We start from the raw sequence: 17428 nt of genomic DNA, 5'->3' as shown, positions 1-17428 counted from the left end.
TACTAACTCCAGTTTGTGTGGGCCCGTAAAGCCAGTTGTTTCGCGCTAGAAATGTGCAATTGCCTGTTCTTTCGCAGCACAAGGGAACGTGTGTTCAAATTCTTCCTTGAGTTTTTGGGCGATCATCGCCTCAATAGGGGCACGGTCCGGCGATGGCGTCGCCACATGACAGGGCAGGGGGATCCTTGTCGTCATGGACCGGTTCCACAGTATTCCTGAACGCCGGGAGCTTTCTTTGTCGAAAGGAAGGATCCAGCATGGCTGCACGTCCTGATATGTATCGGTATCACAACGGTGAAAAAGCGCCGTTGCAGTTTTCAGTCACAGAGTATGAAGCGCGCATTCACACCCTACGCCAATTGATGGCGAGCAAGGGGGTAAAGGCGGCGGTCTTCACCTCGATGCACAATATCTCGTATTACTCTGGCTTTACCTATTGCGCTTTTGGCCGCCCATATGGGCTGGTGGTGACCGCAGATGCGGCGGTCACAATCAGCGCCGGCATTGACGCAGGCCAGCCGTGGCGGCGGTCGTTTTGCGACAATATCACCTATACGGATTGGCAGCGCGACAACTTCTGGCGCGCCATCGTCTCGGTCGCCGGAGAAGGCATCAGTATTGGCTATGAAAGCGACCACCTGACCTTGCTTCAGCTGGAAAAGCTCAAAAGCTTTTTGAAACCCTCTGAAACGGTGGATCTGTTTGAGGCAACCATGCAGCAGCGTATGCGCAAGTCCCCGGCAGAGATCGAGCTGATCCGCGCAGGTGCCGCCGTGGCGGATGTGGGGGGCTTTGCGATCCGGGATGCCGTCAAAGAAGGCGTGCGTGAAATTGACGTCGCCATGGCCGGTCGGGACGCAATGGAGTTGGAGATCGCCAAGCGGTTTCCGGATGCAGAATACCGCGACACCTGGGTCTGGTTTCAGTCCGGTATCAACACAGACGGCGCGCATAATCCGGTAACCGCCCGCAAGCTAGAGCGTGGCGATATTCTGTCGCTGAACACATTCCCCATGATTTCGGCCTATTACACCGCGCTTGAACGGACGATGTTTGTGGGTGAGGTGGATGAGGCGAGCCTTGAGGTTTGGCAGGCCAATGTGGCGGCCCATGAATATGGCATGTCTCTTCTGAAACCCGGCGCGCGCTGTTCTGAGGTGACCGAGCAGATCAACGGATTTTTTACGGAACGGGATCTGCTGCAATATCGGACCTTTGGGTACGGGCATTCGTTTGGCGTTCTGTCGCATTATTATGGCCGTGAAGCAGGGCTGGAACTGCGCGAGGATATCAACACAGTTCTGGAACCGGGCATGGTAATCTCAATGGAGCCGATGTTGACCATTGCCAACGGCGAAGCCGGTGCAGGCGGATATCGCGAACACGACATCCTGATCATCACCGATGAGGGGAATGACAACATCACCAAATACCCCTATGGTCCCGCGTTTAACGTCATAGGGTGAAAGCTGCGCCGCCGCTTTGGTGGCGGCGTTTTCCTGCATCACAGGCAAATTGTCACAATTGCAGCACTTGACGCTTGGGCTTTTGCTTTGCATGCCCCACATAGGCATCACGGCGCGGGCAACGCGTCACATTCGTGGAGGCGTTTTATGGGTTATGTGCGTTGGGGTCTCACCCTTGTGTTTTGGGGGCTGATCGCTGCCTTTTTGCATTACACGCTGCCGCAGAACGATATTGTGCGCATTGTGAACACCTATGAAGAGCGCCAAGAGCTGAATGACTGGACACGCCTGTTCTGGTCGCGCCCGGATGCGCAGACGCAGAACCTGACCAACCGCGATGTGCAGTTCATTCAGGCCGTGCGCCCCAATGGCGATGCGATTGTCTATCGTAACGAAGACACAGGCTGGAGCTGGCCGCCCTATTTCAAATTCGACACGGCGAACCTCTATACCGAGGCCAATGACGCCATTTCCACCAAAGACACGCCCGAATGGGTCGCGGTCCGCCATTACGGGTGGCGCAATCAATTCTTGTCGATCTTTCCCAATGCAGTGTCTTTGAAACCCGTGGCAGGTCCGGATGTCAAAGTCACCAACTGGCACAGCATCATCATCCTGATTGTGCTGGCGGCATTGTTCTGGGCGATCTACGTGCGCTGGCGCCGGTTCAAAGCGCGCCGCGTGGATCCGCTGGTGGAAGATGTCGAAGACAATTTGTTTGCCGTTGGCGATGCGGTGTCCGAACGCAAAGCCAGCCTGATGCGGTGGTTCAAGAAGAAATAGGCTAAAGTATAGAGCAATGGTTGTTTATACAGCACGCCTATCCGAATAAATTCGGCAATCTGCGTGACGTCCAGCTTGCGATTGACCTAAGGTGAACATGTGAAGGTATAGGCAAAGGTGGGGAAATGCCGGTAACGGTCATGGCAGTTACATCCGTAAATGAGGAAAACCCCGAAGCGCTCTCGACTTACTTGTACCTGACAACCCCTTTGATACATCAAGCTGGCGGTCGCGTGGTGCGCAGTTACACAGTCAAGCACTCTCTTGAAGGAGGGGATCAAGCGCAGACCGTGACCTTGATCGAATACCCAAGCCAAGACGTGGTCGATCGGCTGTTCAACAGTTCGGAATATGCCGCCATCCGGCCTATTCGCGAACAGGCTTTTTGCAATTACCAAGTCAGTATTGTCGAATAGCTGCCCCGTCAGTCGGCAAACAGATGGTCGGTCTGCAATATGCGATCGGCCTGCTCTGGCGAGATCGACAGGAAGTTTTGTAGTTTTTCCAGGTTTACGGCAGGCTCATTGGTCTGACGCAGGATCATATGGTGATCCAGATTGGCGTCCCGCAGACGGTCAGATTCAAACAGAATGTCATTTCGGATCGTAGGCAACAGCCGGTCCAAAGACTGTTGTGATGTGGCCTCACCCGCAAGCCCGACACGGCGGGCATGGCCAGCCAGATAACTGTCCGAGAATATGCACTCCACCTGCAACAGGCGGGTGCGTGAACGGTCAGAATAAAAATCCTGGATCAGATCCAGGGACGCTGGATCCATACAGACAACCATCCGGTCGCTGTCATAGTATTCAAACAGCATCCGCATCAGTGCACGCCGGTGGCGGGTGCGTTTGCCCAAGGAAGCCTGAATACCGCCAAGATCGGGCAGGGGGGTGCCTTCCTCGTTAAAAAGATATTCAAGACAAGGCAGATTGGTGACCTGACGCACGGATTCCAGCAGACGTTTTGCAACATGCCATTTTTTGCATGTTATGATCATCAGCTCCCGCTCCCGGCCAAGGGTGCTTTCGGTTTCCCAAAACCGCGGCGAAAACCGGCGTCCAACCCGGCCACGTTCTGTCAGGAACTTTTGCAGATTGCGCCCTTCGTTTGAAATGGAGAAGGACACATCCTTTGCGGCATAGAGTTTGCCAAGCCGCAGTTTCAATTCCTGCGCTTCGGGACTGATTTTCCGCGCAAACAGAAAGTCCTGGCGCAGCAACAGATCGTAATGATCATTGTAGAACGTGATCGGCATCCCATAGTCGCTGAACATCAAAAACGTCAGTGTGCGGGTCTCAATCTCATGCTCGGGCACCAAATGCCGCACAAGGGTTTGAAAGAACGTCTCATCTGGGATCCAAGTGGTGCGGAAAAAGCGAATGACATCCTTGCGTGTTTTCAAAAACGCAAGCAACCGCTCCACTGTCCGACGGCGCAGACACCACCATTGGCTGCCAATCTGCACCTGAAGATCTGCGGGGATCTTGCGTTTTAGGCCCAGTTTCCGTTGCAAATCTGCGCTGGCATAAAACAGCGCCTTGTGTTTGCGCTCGTTAAAGAAATGTCGATAGATCAGCCGGTCTTCCTTCATGCCGGTTTTGATCCAGTTGCTGTCAAAGAAGTCGAAGCTTTCGATGAAATCCTGGTCGCGCTGATCCAGGAACTGATGCGCATATTCTGCAGTTTTAATGGCCATGCAGTCGCCAGAGACCATATAGAAATGGGTGGCGCGGGGAAAAGCGGTGACGGCTGTTTCCAGCGCGTGAAGGGTGGCCTGCACCAATGACCATTCACCCCAGCCGCATTTTATGCGCTTGCGGGCAAAGGCGACATTTGGATTCTCAGCAAGCGCTTGGCGGATCTGGTCATAGTCAGATTTCGGGGCCCGAGCGTCAAAATGGATAGAAATGTAATCGCCAACGGTCGTCAACTGCGACGCCTGCTGGATCACGGCCTCGGGGTCTTTGTGGCAAAGAAGGATATAGGCGATTTTGGCCATACAAAAAACGAAATGTCCGGGTACCGAGAATTGTTTCCCTTGATAAGCGGGATCGCAAAGTGAATAAACCTTAATGTTCTGTATTTTATATCAAGTCTTATGATTGCCCAGAAACTGCGATATATTTCGCATGGATACGATCAAGGAGCGTAAATGGGGTTTCCTGGAACCTGGATGACCGAAAGTCAAAGTGTTGTGTATCGGGTTGTGCCCAAATGCGCCTGTTCAACCATCGGCCAGATCATGCACTACTCGGATCACGGGCGGTTTTTCGACGGTGATATCCATGACGCAAAAGATGGCCTGCACAAATGGGCCCTGGACCACAGCCAAGCGCCAATCCTGGACACGGTGACGGGCCACAAAGCCTATGCGTTCACCTGTGTGCGCAACCCCTATACGCGGGTACTGAGCTCGTTTTTTGACAAGATCTGCGGCATCCAGCGCAACGGCCGCCGCTATCGCGGCAATTTGGTGCCCAAGCTGACCTATGAATACGGGATCGAAGTTGGCGGCGAGGACGGCAAGCAAGAGTTCGATCAGATCAAAAGCTTTCGCCGGTTCCTGCTGTTTGTGCGCGACACCATTCGCTTTCGTCGGCCAATGGATCCAGATATTCACTGGTCGTCAACCTCGGGCCATGTGTCGACGTTTATTTGTAACGGCGGACGCTACGACAAGATCATCTGGACCGAGAAGTTCAACGAAGGCATGCAGGATGTGATCGATGCGATCGAGACGCCGCATGTCGTGGATCTGGCAGCGGTTCCGCGGTTCAACGAAAGCGAAGGCCATGGTCCCAAACGTGCGCATCCCGTCGAGGACTATTTTGACGATCTGTCGATGCATCTGATCTATGAAATCTACAAACGCGATTTCGAAGTTTTCAAATATGACTTTGAAAACCCAGGCAACAAGATGCCCATCGGCGAGATCGATCTGGATGAGGTCCATGCCAAGCTTGGGGGTTGACCCCTAAGGGCAAGGGCTCCCGCCCGTCTCGGAGGCTTTAAAAAAAGCCTCCTCCCCCGTTGGGCCAAGCGCCGCGCTGATGCGCGGCGCGGTTGTTTTGTGCCGAACCGTTGCGGCAAACGCACGCCGCGTGAGCGGCGCTCGGCCCAAGTCAGGCGGGCGGCTCGGCGTAGCCGAGAGGCCCAGAAGACGCGGGAGGGCTTGGGATAATAAAAACAGCCCGCAGGGAGCGGGCCGTTTGGGGTATGGTTGAATATCTTTGGGGGCCGTGGCTCAGACCTGGCGGACGGCACCTTTTGCGGCGGATGTCGCTAGTTTCGCGTAGGCCTTGAGCGCGGTGGACACTTTGCGTTTCCGCGGCTCTGCCGGTTCCCAGCCCTTTTCATCTTGGATCTTGCGGCGTTCTGCCAGAACCTCATCCGAGACCGCCAGATGGATCGAGCGGTTTGGAATGTCGATCTCGATCTTGTCGCCCTGTTCGACCAGACCAATGGTGCCGCCTTCTGCCGCCTCTGGAGAGACGTGGCCGATGGACAGGCCGGATGTCCCGCCCGAAAAACGGCCGTCTGTCAGCAACGCACATGCTTTGCCGAGACCTTTGGATTTGAGATAGGAGGTTGGATACAGCATCTCTTGCATGCCCGGACCACCGCGTGGGCCTTCGTAGCGGATCACCACCACATCGCCTTCTGTAACCTTACCGGTCAGAATGTCATTCACCGCCTGGTCCTGGCTTTCACAGACATAGGCTGAGCCAGTGAACGTCAGGTTGGACGCGTCGACGCCCGCCGTTTTCACGATGCAGCCATCCAACGCAATATTGCCGAACAAAACCGCCAGACCACCGTCCTGGCTGAAGGCATGTTCTTTGGACCGGATTACGCCGCCTTTGCGGTCCACATCCAGCTCCTTGTAGCGGTTCGCCTGGCTGAACGCCTGGGTTGTGCGCACGCCGCCGGGGGCCGCTTTGAACAGGGCTTCGGCTTCGGGATTGTTGGCAACCGCGATGTCCCATTTGGCAATGGCTTCGCCCATGGTGCTGGAGTGCACAGTGGCCACATCATTGTGCAACAGGCCCGCGCGGCTCAGCTCACCCAGGATAGAAAAGATGCCACCTGCGCGGTGTACGTCTTCCATGTGGACGTTATGGATGTTTGGCGCAACTTTGCACAGACAAGGCACCTCGCGGCTGAGGCGGTCCATATCGGTCATGGTGAAATCCACCGCCCCCTCATGGGCAATCGCCAGAAGGTGCAGAACCGTGTTTGTCGACCCGCCCATCGCGATATCCAGGCTCATCGCATTCTCAAACGCTTCGAAGGTTGCGATTTCGCGCGGGAGCAGGCCTTTTTCCTCCTGCTCGTAGTGGCGCTTGGTGATCTCAACAATCTTGCGGCCTGCTTCGAGGAACAGGTTCTTGCGATCTGCGTGGGTCGCCAGCGTCGAGCCATTGCCCGGCAGCGCCAGACCCAGCGCCTCGGCCAGGCAGTTCATTGAGTTCGCGGTGAACATGCCCGAACACGACCCGCAGGTTGGGCAGGCGTTCTCTTCGATATGCTGCACCTGTTCGTCGGTGAAGTCTTCGTTGGCTGCGGCCACCATGGCGTCGACCAGGTCGATCTTGGTCATGTCGAGATCGGCGATATCGATCTTGCCCGCTTCCATCGGGCCGCCTGAGACAAAGATGACGGGGATATTCAGGCGCATGGCCGCCATCATCATGCCGGGCGTGATCTTGTCACAGTTGGAAATACAGACCATCGCGTCGGCGCAATGGGCGTTGACCATATATTCCACGCTGTCGGCAATCACTTCGCGCGACGGCAAGGAATAGAGCATTCCGTCGTGGCCCATGGCGATGCCGTCGTCTACTGCGATGGTGTTGAACTCCTTGGCCACACCGCCTGCAGCCTCAACCTCGCGGGCGACCATCTGGCCCAGATCCTTGAGGTGGACGTGACCCGGCACAAATTGGGTAAAAGAGTTGACGATTGCAATAATCGGTTTGCCAAAATCGCCATCGGTCATGCCGGTGGCGCGCCACAGGCCACGGGCACCGGCCATATTGCGGCCGTGGGTCGAAGTTCTTGATCGGTACATCGGCATTTTGCTGTTTCCCTTCTGTCTTGGCCCTCAGGGACACTATTTGCGCAATAATAGCAATATCTGGGGGCGAATTCGGTTACTTTTGTTGGGTCTGATTGGGGCGATTGAGGATGTGGCTCACGGCCACACCGATCACCAGCGCCCAAAAGGCGGCTCCGATGCCCCAGAAACTGATGCCTGAGACTGTGATCATAAAGGTGATCAAAGCAGGCTCGCGGGCTTTGGCGTCCTGCAGCGCATGGGACAGGCTGTTGCCAATGGTCGACAACAGCGCAAGCCCGGCGATGGTTGCAACCAGGGCCGGTGGGGCAATCAGGAACAGGCTGATCACAGCCGCACCGCCCAGCCCGACCAGGCAATAGAAGATACCAGCCATGACGGACGCGAGGTAGCGTGTTTCGGGATCATCATCTGCTTCGGGGCCTGCACAGATGGCGGCGGTGATGGCCGCAAAGTTGAGGGCAAACCCGCCAAAAGGCGCCAGAACAAGCGATGCGAAACCGGTGACCGTCAAACTGGCCGAGACGGGGGGCGGGTAACCTGCGCTGCGCAGAGTGACCACGCCGGGCATATTTTGCGAACACATGGTCACAATATACAGCGGCAGTCCAAGGCCAATGATGGCCTGAACAGAGAACGTCGGGCTGACAAATTGTGGAGTGGCCAGCGACAGATCAAGGTCGGCATAAGCGCCAAAACTGCCAGTGAGCCCGGCAAAGAGACAGCCAACCGCAAAGCTTGCTGGCACAGTGTAGCGTGGAAAATACAGACGCCCCGCGATGAAACATGCGCCCATGACACAGACCAACGCCGTGTCCGCGCCAAGTGATGTAAATGCGGCAAGACCAAAGTCAAACAGGATCCCAGCAAGCAATGCATTGGCAAGCGTATCCGGGATCAACTTGGCAAATTTTTCGAACCATCCGGTGACGCCGGTCAGGGTGATCAACACGGCGCTGACGATAAATGCGCCAATGGCCTCATTCATTGTGAGCCCGTCCATGCCCACCGCGATCAGGGCAGCACCAGGTGTCGACCAAGCGGTGAGGATCGGCATTTTGAATCGCAGCGACAGAATAAGGCAGGTTACGCCCATGCCGACCCCCAGGGCCATCATCCAGCTTGCGGCTTGTGCAGGCGTTGCACCGACCGCATCGATCGCTTGGAAAATGATTGCAACCGAACTGGTATAGCCAACCAAAACGGCAATTGCGCCAGCGGCGATATGGGAAAGCTTTAGTGGCATGGAGGGCTCTTTTCTTTCCGCGGTGACAAGGGTAAGTGTTGTGTGCGTTATAGCGGCCAACATAGGTTTGGACGCTATAACGCACAAGCGAAAAGATAGCCCCGCAAAAACGGACGGGGGATCAAAGAGTTGGGCGGATATGAAAGAGGACACCATCGCGCAGAACCTGCGCCGGATACGGAATGAGGCCGGGGTGAGTCTGAGCAAAGCGGCCGAGATGACGGGCGTGAGCAAGGCGATGCTGGGCCAGATCGAGCGGCAGGAATCCAGCCCCACCATCGCGACGCTTTGGAAAATTTCTCAAGGGTTTCACCTGCCCCTGTCGGCGTTGCTGCTAGAGCGCTCTTGCCCGTTGGGAGGAGAAACCGTGCGCTTTCCCGGCAGTATCGAGGTGCGGATTGTGTTTCCTTTTGATGCAAACCTGGGGGAGGAGACCTTTGAGATCACATTGAAGCCAGATCAGGTGCACCAGTCCGAAGCACATGAAGCGGGGTTGATTGAAGATGTGATTGTGGTTTCGGGCTCCATGGAGGTGGACGTGGATGGAACGCGACATGCGTTGGAGGCAGGGGCCGGTTTTCGCTTTGCTGCGGACCAGCCCCATGTCTATCGCGGGTGTAGCCAGGGGGCTGTGTTTTTGAACATCCACCATTACGTTCGAGCAGGGATTTAAAAGGGAATTAAAACAGGCGCGCGCGTCGGCTGTTGCGACAAGGGGCCAGCCAAAGGCCCGCGCGCGGGGGGCACGCGCTGTGTTTGGGGCCTCTGTTGCGCATACGCTCTCTTGCGCCTGTCGCCGCTCCCGCTTACATCTGCCCTCCATGGCAAAGAAGAAGCAAACCACCGACCCAAATTACAAAGTTGTCGCAGAGAACCGTCGCGCGCGTTTCGATTACGCAATCGAAAGCGATCTGGAGTGCGGGATCGTGCTGGAAGGCTCTGAGGTCAAGGCGATGCGGGGCAATGGGGTCAACATTGCCGATTCCTATGCGGCTGTGGAAAATGGTGAACTGTTTCTGGTGAATGCCTATATACCACCATATGAACAGGCCAAAGTGTTCAAACATGTGGAACGCCGCCGCCGCAAGCTGTTGGTGTCGCGCAAAGAGCTGGCGGATTTGTGGTCCGCAACTCAGCGCAAAGGCATGACCCTGGTGCCTTTGGTTCTGTATTTTAACCACAAAGGCCGTGCAAAGATTAAGATCGGCATCGCCAAGGGTAAGAAAAACCACGACAAGCGCGCGACGGAGGCCAAGCGAGACTGGTCCCGGCAGAAGCAGCGCCTGCTGAAAGATCACAGCTAGTCCGAAGCCTTCGTAAATTTATGCCAAATGGCACCCTGGCCTGTCTTGCACCGGCGCAGGTGGAGCTGTACCCATGCTTGCAGGTTTTTCCGGGAGGCAAGTATGCAGGACGATCCAAAGACCCTTGTTTCGACCGATTGGTTGGAGGCACATCTCAAAGACCCAGATCTGCGGATTTTGGACGCTTCGATGCCGCCCGTGGGCAGCGGTCCAGAGGCACAGGGAACGGCCAAAGCGGCCTTTGACCAAGAGCATATTCCTGGCGCGCGTTTCTTTGACATTGATGATGTATCGGACCATCGGTCCGACCTGCCGCATATGGCACCTTCGGTGGAAAAATTCATGTCCCGCCTGCGGGCGATGGGTGTGGGCGATGGACATCAGGTGGTGATCTATGACTGGCAGGGATTGTTTTCTGCGGCGCGGGTTTGGTGGTTGTTCCGACTGATGGGGCAAACCAATGTGGCGGTGCTGGACGGGGGCTTGCCGAAATGGAAAGCCGAGGGGCGCGCGCTGGAAGACATGCCGCCCGTGATCCGCGACCGCCACATGACTGTTCGCGTACAAAACCACCTGGTACGGGACGCGACCCAAGTGTCGTCCGCATCAAAGCTGCGCGACCATGAGATCATCGATGCCCGCGCCGCCGCCCGGTTTCGTGGAGAGGTTGCCGAGCCGCGCGAGGGGCTGCGTTCGGGGCATATCCCGGGATCAAAGAACGTGCCTTTTGGCGATTTGCTGAATGCCGATGGTACGATGAAAGACGCAGAGAATTTGCGTGCAACTTTCGATAGCGCAGGGGTGGACCTTGGCAAACCGGCCATCACCACCTGCGGATCAGGGGTGACCGCTGCGATCCTATGTCTGGCGATGGAGCGCCTCGGCAAGACGGATTATTCGCTTTATGACGGCTCTTGGGTGGAATGGGGTGCCTTTCCAACATTGCCGATCGCGACAGGAGAAGAGTGATGTTTGAGAACCTAAAAGCACAGCCGGCGGACAAGATCCTGGCGCTGATGGCGCAATTCCGTGAGGATCCGCGCAGCGCTAAAGTTGATCTGGGCGTTGGTGTTTACAAAAACGCCGAAGGTGTGACCCCGGTGATGCGCGCGGTCAAAGCGGCTGAGCAGAAGATCTGGGAAACTCAAGAGAGTAAATCTTACGTCGGTCTGGCTGGGGATCCGGCCTATTCCGATGTGATGATCAATCTGATCCTGGGTGATACGGTTGCCCGCGACAAGGTAGCCGCAGCTGCAACGCCGGGCGGGACTGGAGCGGTGCGTCAGGCGTTTGAACTGATCCAATCCGCCAACCCGGATGCGCGGGTCTTTGTCTCGGATCCGACCTGGCCGAACCATATCTCGATCCTGAACTATCTGAATATCGAAACCGTGACCTATCGGTATTTCGACCGCGAAACCCGCGGCGTGGATTTCGATGGGATGATCGCGGACTTGAAAGAGGCCAAGCCAGGCGATGTGGTGCTGTTGCATGGGTGCTGTCACAACCCAACAGGTGCCAACCTGAACCTGACCCAATGGCAGGCGGTTGTGGATGTGCTGTTGGAAAAAGCTCTGATCCCGATGATCGACATTGCCTATCAGGGCTTTGGCGATGGTCTGGAAGAAGACGCGCAAGGCGTGCGTCTGGTGACCTCATCCGTGCCAGAGACGCTGATTGCGGCCAGCTGCTCCAAGAACTTTGGGATCTACCGTGAACGCACCGGCCTGTTGATGGCGGTTGCACAAGACACCAATGCGCAGGCGCTGAACCAACAGACGCTGGCGTTTTTGAACCGCCAGAACTATTCCTTCCCACCGGATCACGGTGCGCGGATTGTATCGACGATCCTGAACGATGATGCCTTGCGCAGCGATTGGGCCGCTGAACTGGAAGACGTGCGCCTTGGCATGCTGGGTCTGCGTCAGCAGCTGGCGGATGAGCTGCAGCGCCTGACCGGATCGGACCGCTTTGGCTTTATCGCGCAGCACCGGGGTATGTTCTCTTTGCTGGGCACAACACCTGAGCTGGTTGAGAAGATGCGCGTGGATAATGGGATCTATATGGTCGGCGACAGCCGCATGAACATTGCCGGTCTCAACGCGCAGACCGTGCCAATTCTGGCCCAGGCCATCGTAGACGCGGGCGTCTAAACCACAGTTTCTACAAGACCGAGGAAGCCGCCGTGCCAAACAGCACGGCGGTTTTTTGTGTCTTGGTCATGCCAACAAAAAAGCCCCGGGTGAAAACCCGGGGCTTTGAGGATTGTTTTGCACTCAGCGCTTAGCTGGCTTGGAATTCAGGATAGGCTTCCATGCCCAGCTCTGCCATGTCCAGGCCGTTGACTTCGTCTTCTTCGCTGACGCGGATGCCGAACACTGCTTTGAGGATCAGCCACATCACACCGGAGGTGACAACGGTGAAGATGCCGACAACAACGATGGAGTAAAGCTGAACACCGAAGGTCGCGTCACCATTTGACAGCGGTACAATCAGAGTGCCGAAGATACCGGCAATCAGGTGAACCGGGATTGCACCAACAACGTCGTCGATTTTCAGTTTGTCCAGGAACGGGACTGCGAAGACAACGATGACACCACCGACCATACCGATCAAGGTCGCCAGACCAAGTGACGGTGCCAGCGGTTCGGCGGTGATGGAAACCAGGCCAGCAAGCGCGCCGTTTAGGATCATGGTCAGGTCAGGTTTCTTGAACATGACCTGGGTCAGAACCAGCGCTGCAACTGCGCCACCTGCAGCGGCTGCGTTGGTGTTGGAGAAGATGCGGGAGATGTCAGCAACGTCGCCAACAGAACCCATGGCCAGCTGCGAACCGCCGTTAAAGCCGAACCAACCCATCCACAGGATGAATGTGCCCAGGGTCGCCAGAGCCAGATTGGAACCAGGCATCGGAACGGTTTTGCCGTCTTTGTACTTGCCGATACGCGGACCCAGGATGATTGCGCCGGTCAAAGCCGCCCAGCCACCAACAGAGTGTACAACGGTGGAGCCAGCAAAGTCTTGGAAGCCCATCGCATCCAGGAAGCCGCCGCCCCATTTCCACGACGCTTGCAGCGGGTAGATCACGGAGGTCAAAACGATGGTGAAGAGCAGGAAAGGCCACAGTTTGATACGCTCGGCCAGGGTGCCGGATACGATCGATGCGGTTGCTGCACAGAACATCAGCTGGAAGAAGAAGTCAGAGCCGGTTGCCGCATAGTCGTAAGCGTCAGCTTCAGCAGCAGTTACGCCCACAGCTTCCAGAACGCCTGGGCCCCATACGCCAGACAGAACGCCTTCGATGGACCAATTGTCCAGCGGGTACATCAGGTTATAGCCGATCAGCCAGTAGAAGATCGCGGCCAGCGAGAACAGCGCCATGTTCTTGGTCAGCTGCATGGTGACGTTCTTGGCGCGTACCAAACCTGCTTCGAGCATCGCAAAGCCCGCGGCCATCCAGAATACCAGGAAGCCGCCGATCAGGAACAGCAGCGAGTTGAGGATGAAGACCGAATCCGTCGACGGGTTAACACCCGGAACCGGATCGTCGGCCAATGCCAGACCGGGCAGGGCAACAAGTGCCGCCGCAGCCAGCGGGAGAGTGAATTTTTTCATGTCCGTAATTTCCTTCCCTGTGGACGCTTTAGAGCGCCTCGTGGTTGGTTTCGCCGGTACGCACGCGTACGGCTTGTGCCACATCCAGCACAAAGATCTTGCCATCGCCGATTTTACCTGTGCGCGCGGTTTGGGTGATTGTCTCCACCACTTGGTCCGCTTGCGCCTCTGGAACCACGATTTCGAGCTTTACTTTGGGAACAAAGTTCACCTCGTATTCAGCTCCACGATAGATTTCAGTGTGCCCTGCTTGCGCACCAAAACCCTTAATTTCTGTCACCATCAGTCCCGACACGCCGATCTGGGTCAGCGCTTCGCGGACCTCTTCCAGCTTGAAGGGCTTGATGGCTGCTATGATCATTTTCATCTCAACACCCTTTCTCGGGCATTGCGCCCGTTCATTCGCACTGGCAGGAAAGCCATTGTGACGAGTCGATGAAACGGAGGGGGCGGCAATCAGGCGCTCATCAGGCAGCCGCGCTGAAAAATTTTGCTTAAAAACTGCGCATTGCCTAAAAAAACAGCAAAAAACAAAGGTCAAATCCTAACAAACTGCTGCTCTGCAATGCAAACTTGGCTCCATACTGTTGGTAAAACGGGCAAACCGGGCAGGATATAGGCATGGTACGAAAAACTGGACGCAAGCCGCTGGTGGCGGACAATCGCCACAGGACGGCGCGCAAGAAACCATCCACCAAACCGCGTAAGACAAAAGGCGGCAAGAAATCTCTGTTCCGCGCCCTTTGGGGCGGTCAGCGCAAATCCCGTGCCAAACCGGCGGTGCGGCGCAAGCGCGGCCTGTTCGGGTGGATCCGCTGGGGGATCGGTCGCATTCTTGCAATGATCTGGGGCGTCGGCTGGCGTATTGGCTTGGCGGCTGGGATCCTGTTAGGGATCGCCGTGGCCAATATCTATGTTACCTTGCCGGACTTCCGAGCTTTGGTTGACGGGCGCGCACAGGGGTCGGTCACCATGCTGGACCGCAACGGTGATGTTTTTGCCTGGCGCGGTGACCAATTCGGCGGTGTAGTCACAACTGAAACCGTCTCGCCTGCGTTGAAGAACGCCTTTGTTGCGACCGAGGATAAACGGTTCTACCGCCATTTTGGCCTCAGCCCGCGCGGTGTCGCCTCGGCCATTCGGATCAACCTGCGTGAAGGGCGGGGACCTTTGTCCGGTCACGGTGGCTCAACCATCACCCAGCAGACCGCAAAGTTGTTGTGCCTTGGCGTCGCTTATGATCCGCAAGCGTGGAAAAGCGAAGCTGCCTATGAAGCCGATTGTCGCCGCAGCTCCTTGGGGCGCAAAGCCAAAGAAGCGCTGTTTGCTCTGGCGATGGAGGCGAAGTACAGCAAGGATGAGATTCTCTCGATCTATATGAACCGGGCTTATCTGGGCGGTGGTGCCTATGGGGCCGAAGCCGCGGCGCAGCGGTATTTTGGCAAATCGGCCAGCCAGGTGAACGCCGCAGAAGCCGCGATGCTGGCTGGGCTTTTGACCGCGCCCAGCACGCTGGCACCGACCAACAATCTGCAACGCTCCCAAGATCGCGCCGCAACCGTGCTGCGTCTGATGCAAGAGCAAGGGTACCTGACCGCAGCCGAGGCCCGCGCGGGTCAAGAGAACCCGGCGACGCTATCCAAGGCCGCACAGGCACGCGCAGGTGGCTATTTCGCCGATTGGGTGATGGAGACGATCCCGGATTTTCTGGGGCAGGACACAACCGAAGATGTGGTTTTGCAGACAACATTGGACCAGCGGCTGCAGCAGGCGGCTGAGGAAGCGGTGGACTATGTCTTTACCAATAAAGTGCGCGAAGGATCCAAGGCGCAGGCCGCAGTTGTGGTCATGAGCGCGGATGGCGCAGTGCGTGCCATGGTTGGCGGTCGGCAGACCCGCGTGTCAGGCGTGTTTAATCGCGCAACCCAAGCCAAGCGGCAGACTGGATCCGCCTTTAAACCCTTTGTCTATGCCACGGCGCTGGAACTTGGGTATTCGCCTTATGATGTGGTTCTGGATGCTGAATACTGCCTGAACATACCCGGCTCGGGCCAATGGTGTCCCAAGAACTATACGCATCGTTTCTACGGAGAGGTGACATTGACGCGCGCCCTCAAAGACTCGCTGAATATCCCAGCGGTTAAAATCTCGGAATCCGTGGGCCGCGATCTGGTGCGCCGGGTGGCCGATGACTTTGGTATCGAAAGCAATCTGGCTGATGGCCCTGCGCTGGCCCTTGGTGCGTCTGAGAGCAGCCTGTTGGAGATGACCGGGGCTTATGCTGGTATTTTGAACGGTGGCTCCTCTGTGGCGCCCTACGGTCTGACGACGTTGCAGCTGGCGCAGGACAATGCGCCGCTGTTTGAAAATGGCAGCGGCATTGGCGAACGTGTGATCCGAACAGAGGCGTCGCAGCAGCTGATCTGGATGATGGAGAAGGTGATCACCAATGGCACAGGCACCCGCGCGCAATTGCCGGGCTGGCAGGCCGCAGGCAAGTCCGGCACCACCCAGGCTGCGCGGGATGCGTGGTTCATCGGCTTTACGGCCGATTATGTGGCTGGTGTCTGGATGGGCTATGATGACAACACGCCTTTGACCGGCGTGACCGGCGGCGGCTTACCTGCCGAAATCTGGCGCGAGACGATGCTGCGGGTTCATGAAGGGCTGCCTCCCAAACCGCTTCCCATGCGCGCGCCTGCGCCGCTTCAGGTGCCAGAGGTCCGCCACGAACCCCAGACTGCTCCGCGTGGTCAGGGGCAGGGCCAAGGGTTGGGCAACGCCATCGACAACGTCTTACGCGGGATATTTGGGAACTAAACGCCAAGGTATAATGGACTGACCAGAGTCAACGAGACAGTTAGGACACGCAAGATGATTGCTTATGTGACGGTTGGAGCGGATGACATCGAAAGCGCTCTGCGGTTTTACAAAGCCTTCCTGCCTGCACTTGGATATAATCTGAAACAGGGGCCGGACGGATTAAGTTTCGCCCTGCCGGTCCCATCCGGAGAAAAACCAGTGTGTCCGGATTTCTATGTCAAACCGACTTTTGACGGAGGGCCTGCATCAGCCGGAAACGGCGCTATGGTGGCTTTTGAAGCACTGAACCAAGAACAGGTGCAAAGGCTTCATACTGCGGCCCTTGCGGCCGGTGGAACGGATGAAGGCAAGCCTGGATTTCGCGATGCCTATGGCCCTGACTTCTTCGTGGGTTATTTGCGCGATCCACAAGGCAATAAAATCGCGCTGTTTTCCAGTGATCCCAATGATCCCGAGCGGGGGGCCTAAATCACAAAAGGCCCCGCGATGGGGGCCTTTGTCGTTTTTAATCAGGCTGCCGATCAGCCGAGGGTTTTCAGCTGCGCGATCGTCTTGTCGATGTCGCCTTTGTTGCGGTCGATGATCGCGCCGATTTCGGTGCGCTCCGTCAACAAAAGATTCACGCCTTCGATATACATGTTGAAGAAACGGTCCTGTCCCGACCGGTCCGAGACAAGGAATGTAACCTTGAACGGTGCTTGTCCTTGCAAATAGGCGACGGTGTCGACCTCATACCATTTCTTGACCTTCTTGACGCCAGTGACTTCAAGGCGACCGCCGATGAATTCGCGGAAGCGACGACCATATTTACGCGAGATATAGCCCTGGAACGCTTTGGAGAACGCTTTTTTCTGGCTGTTGGACGCGCGCCGGGCTTCAACGCCCATCGCATAGGCTGCGATGTAGGAAGTGTCGCTGTAGCGCGCAAAGATCCGCTCAAACTCGCGGAACATGGCGGTTTCACCTTTGCCGGATTCGATAACGCCGTTGATGTCTTTGACCAGCGTGTCGATCAGACGGCTTGCGCCTGCATTGTCCAACGCCCAGCCCGCAGCCGGTGCAAGCGCCAGTCCAGCAGAGAGGGACAACAGAAAATTTCGACGGTTCATGA

17 protein-coding genes are annotated in these 17428 nt (G+C 56.6%); 10 read left to right on the top strand and 7 right to left on the bottom strand.

Features of this window, described 5'->3' with window-relative positions; genetic code table 11:
* Window positions 1–45: 45 nt before the first annotated feature.
* The gene (locus GFB49_RS18195) at window positions 46–195 is read right to left on the bottom strand and encodes a hypothetical protein (RefSeq protein ID WP_153217369.1); all 150 of its coding nucleotides are present in this window, start codon (window positions 193–195) and stop codon (window positions 46–48) included.
* 62 nt (window positions 196–257) lie between these two features.
* Here GFB49_RS18195 and GFB49_RS18190 point away from each other — a divergent pair, with 62 nt between their 5' ends.
* The 3 genes from GFB49_RS18190 (at window position 258) to GFB49_RS18180 (ending at window position 2665) form a co-directional block, all read left to right on the top strand.
* Window positions 258–1466 carry an aminopeptidase P family protein gene (locus tag GFB49_RS18190; protein ID WP_153217368.1) on the top strand — a complete coding sequence of 403 codons (1209 nt, stop codon included), beginning with the start codon at window positions 258–260 and terminating at the stop codon, window positions 1464–1466.
* A gap of 147 nt (window positions 1467–1613) precedes the next feature.
* The gene (locus GFB49_RS18185) at window positions 1614–2249 is read left to right on the top strand and encodes a DUF1523 family protein (RefSeq protein ID WP_153217367.1); all 636 of its coding nucleotides are present in this window, start codon (window positions 1614–1616) and stop codon (window positions 2247–2249) included.
* Between the two features lie 140 nt (window positions 2250–2389).
* Complete coding sequence (locus tag GFB49_RS18180; protein ID WP_194269393.1) at window positions 2390–2665, top strand: DUF1330 domain-containing protein; 276 nt, start codon at window positions 2390–2392, stop codon at window positions 2663–2665.
* 8 nt (window positions 2666–2673) lie between these two features.
* On the opposite strand, the gene GFB49_RS18175 is transcribed toward GFB49_RS18180, so the two are convergent.
* Window positions 2674–4251, bottom strand: coding sequence for a DUF5928 domain-containing protein (locus GFB49_RS18175; RefSeq protein WP_153217365.1), 1578 nt, complete (start codon window positions 4249–4251; stop codon window positions 2674–2676).
* 153 nt (window positions 4252–4404) lie between these two features.
* Here GFB49_RS18175 and GFB49_RS18170 point away from each other — a divergent pair, with 153 nt between their 5' ends.
* A complete protein-coding gene (locus GFB49_RS18170; RefSeq protein ID WP_153217364.1) occupies window positions 4405–5223 on the top strand; it encodes a sulfotransferase family protein in 819 nt (272 codons plus the stop codon).
* A gap of 273 nt (window positions 5224–5496) precedes the next feature.
* Here the strand turns inward: GFB49_RS18170 and ilvD are convergent, their stop codons facing one another.
* The gene (gene ilvD, locus GFB49_RS18165; RefSeq protein WP_153217363.1) at window positions 5497–7329 is read right to left on the bottom strand and encodes a dihydroxy-acid dehydratase; all 1833 of its coding nucleotides are present in this window, start codon (window positions 7327–7329) and stop codon (window positions 5497–5499) included.
* 76 nt (window positions 7330–7405) lie between these two features.
* On the bottom strand, window positions 7406–8638 hold the full coding sequence (locus tag GFB49_RS18160) for a benzoate/H(+) symporter BenE family transporter (RefSeq protein ID WP_153217362.1): 1233 nt from the start codon (window positions 8636–8638) through the stop codon (window positions 7406–7408).
* 76 nt (window positions 8639–8714) lie between these two features.
* Between GFB49_RS18160 and GFB49_RS18155 the strand changes: the two genes are divergently transcribed.
* The 4 genes from GFB49_RS18155 to GFB49_RS18140 all read left to right on the top strand — a co-directional run bounded on the left by GFB49_RS18155 (window position 8715) and on the right by GFB49_RS18140 (window position 12032).
* The gene (locus GFB49_RS18155; RefSeq protein WP_153217361.1) at window positions 8715–9248 is read left to right on the top strand and encodes a helix-turn-helix domain-containing protein; all 534 of its coding nucleotides are present in this window, start codon (window positions 8715–8717) and stop codon (window positions 9246–9248) included.
* Between the two features lie 148 nt (window positions 9249–9396).
* Window positions 9397–9879: an SsrA-binding protein SmpB gene (gene smpB, locus GFB49_RS18150; protein ID WP_153217360.1), complete on the top strand. Its 483-nt coding sequence runs from the start codon at window positions 9397–9399 to the stop codon at window positions 9877–9879.
* A 102-nt stretch (window positions 9880–9981) separates the two neighbouring features.
* A complete protein-coding gene (sseA, locus tag GFB49_RS18145; RefSeq protein ID WP_153217359.1) occupies window positions 9982–10848 on the top strand; it encodes a 3-mercaptopyruvate sulfurtransferase in 867 nt (288 codons plus the stop codon).
* The gene (locus GFB49_RS18140; RefSeq protein WP_153217358.1) at window positions 10848–12032 is read left to right on the top strand and encodes an amino acid aminotransferase; all 1185 of its coding nucleotides are present in this window, start codon (window positions 10848–10850) and stop codon (window positions 12030–12032) included. The genes sseA and GFB49_RS18140 overlap by 1 nt, the downstream gene beginning before the upstream one ends.
* A gap of 130 nt (window positions 12033–12162) precedes the next feature.
* On the opposite strand, the gene GFB49_RS18135 is transcribed toward GFB49_RS18140, so the two are convergent.
* Both GFB49_RS18135 and GFB49_RS18130 read right to left on the bottom strand, forming a co-directional pair.
* Entirely contained in the window at window positions 12163–13494 is a 1332-nt protein-coding gene (locus GFB49_RS18135) for an ammonium transporter (protein ID WP_153217357.1), read from the bottom strand.
* A gap of 28 nt (window positions 13495–13522) precedes the next feature.
* Window positions 13523–13861, bottom strand: coding sequence for a P-II family nitrogen regulator (locus tag GFB49_RS18130; protein ID WP_153217356.1), 339 nt, complete (start codon window positions 13859–13861; stop codon window positions 13523–13525).
* A gap of 254 nt (window positions 13862–14115) precedes the next feature.
* Here GFB49_RS18130 and GFB49_RS18125 point away from each other — a divergent pair, with 254 nt between their 5' ends.
* Both GFB49_RS18125 and GFB49_RS18120 read left to right on the top strand, forming a co-directional pair.
* Window positions 14116–16314 (top strand): transglycosylase domain-containing protein, encoded by a 2199-nt coding sequence (locus GFB49_RS18125; protein ID WP_153217355.1) that lies wholly within the window; start codon window positions 14116–14118, stop codon window positions 16312–16314.
* Between the two features lie 54 nt (window positions 16315–16368).
* Entirely contained in the window at window positions 16369–16785 is a 417-nt protein-coding gene (locus GFB49_RS18120; protein WP_153217354.1) for a VOC family protein, read from the top strand.
* A gap of 53 nt (window positions 16786–16838) precedes the next feature.
* Here the strand turns inward: GFB49_RS18120 and GFB49_RS18115 are convergent, their stop codons facing one another.
* On the bottom strand, window positions 16839–17426 hold the full coding sequence (locus tag GFB49_RS18115; RefSeq protein WP_153217353.1) for an MlaC/ttg2D family ABC transporter substrate-binding protein: 588 nt from the start codon (window positions 17424–17426) through the stop codon (window positions 16839–16841).
* Window positions 17427–17428: the final 2 nt, after the last annotated feature.

The organism is Tritonibacter litoralis (assembly GCF_009496005.1).
Lineage (GTDB): Bacteria > Pseudomonadota > Alphaproteobacteria > Rhodobacterales > Rhodobacteraceae > Epibacterium > Epibacterium litoralis.
The sequence above is the reverse complement of the archived record's forward strand: the minus strand, read 5'-3'. Positions and strand labels throughout refer to the sequence as shown.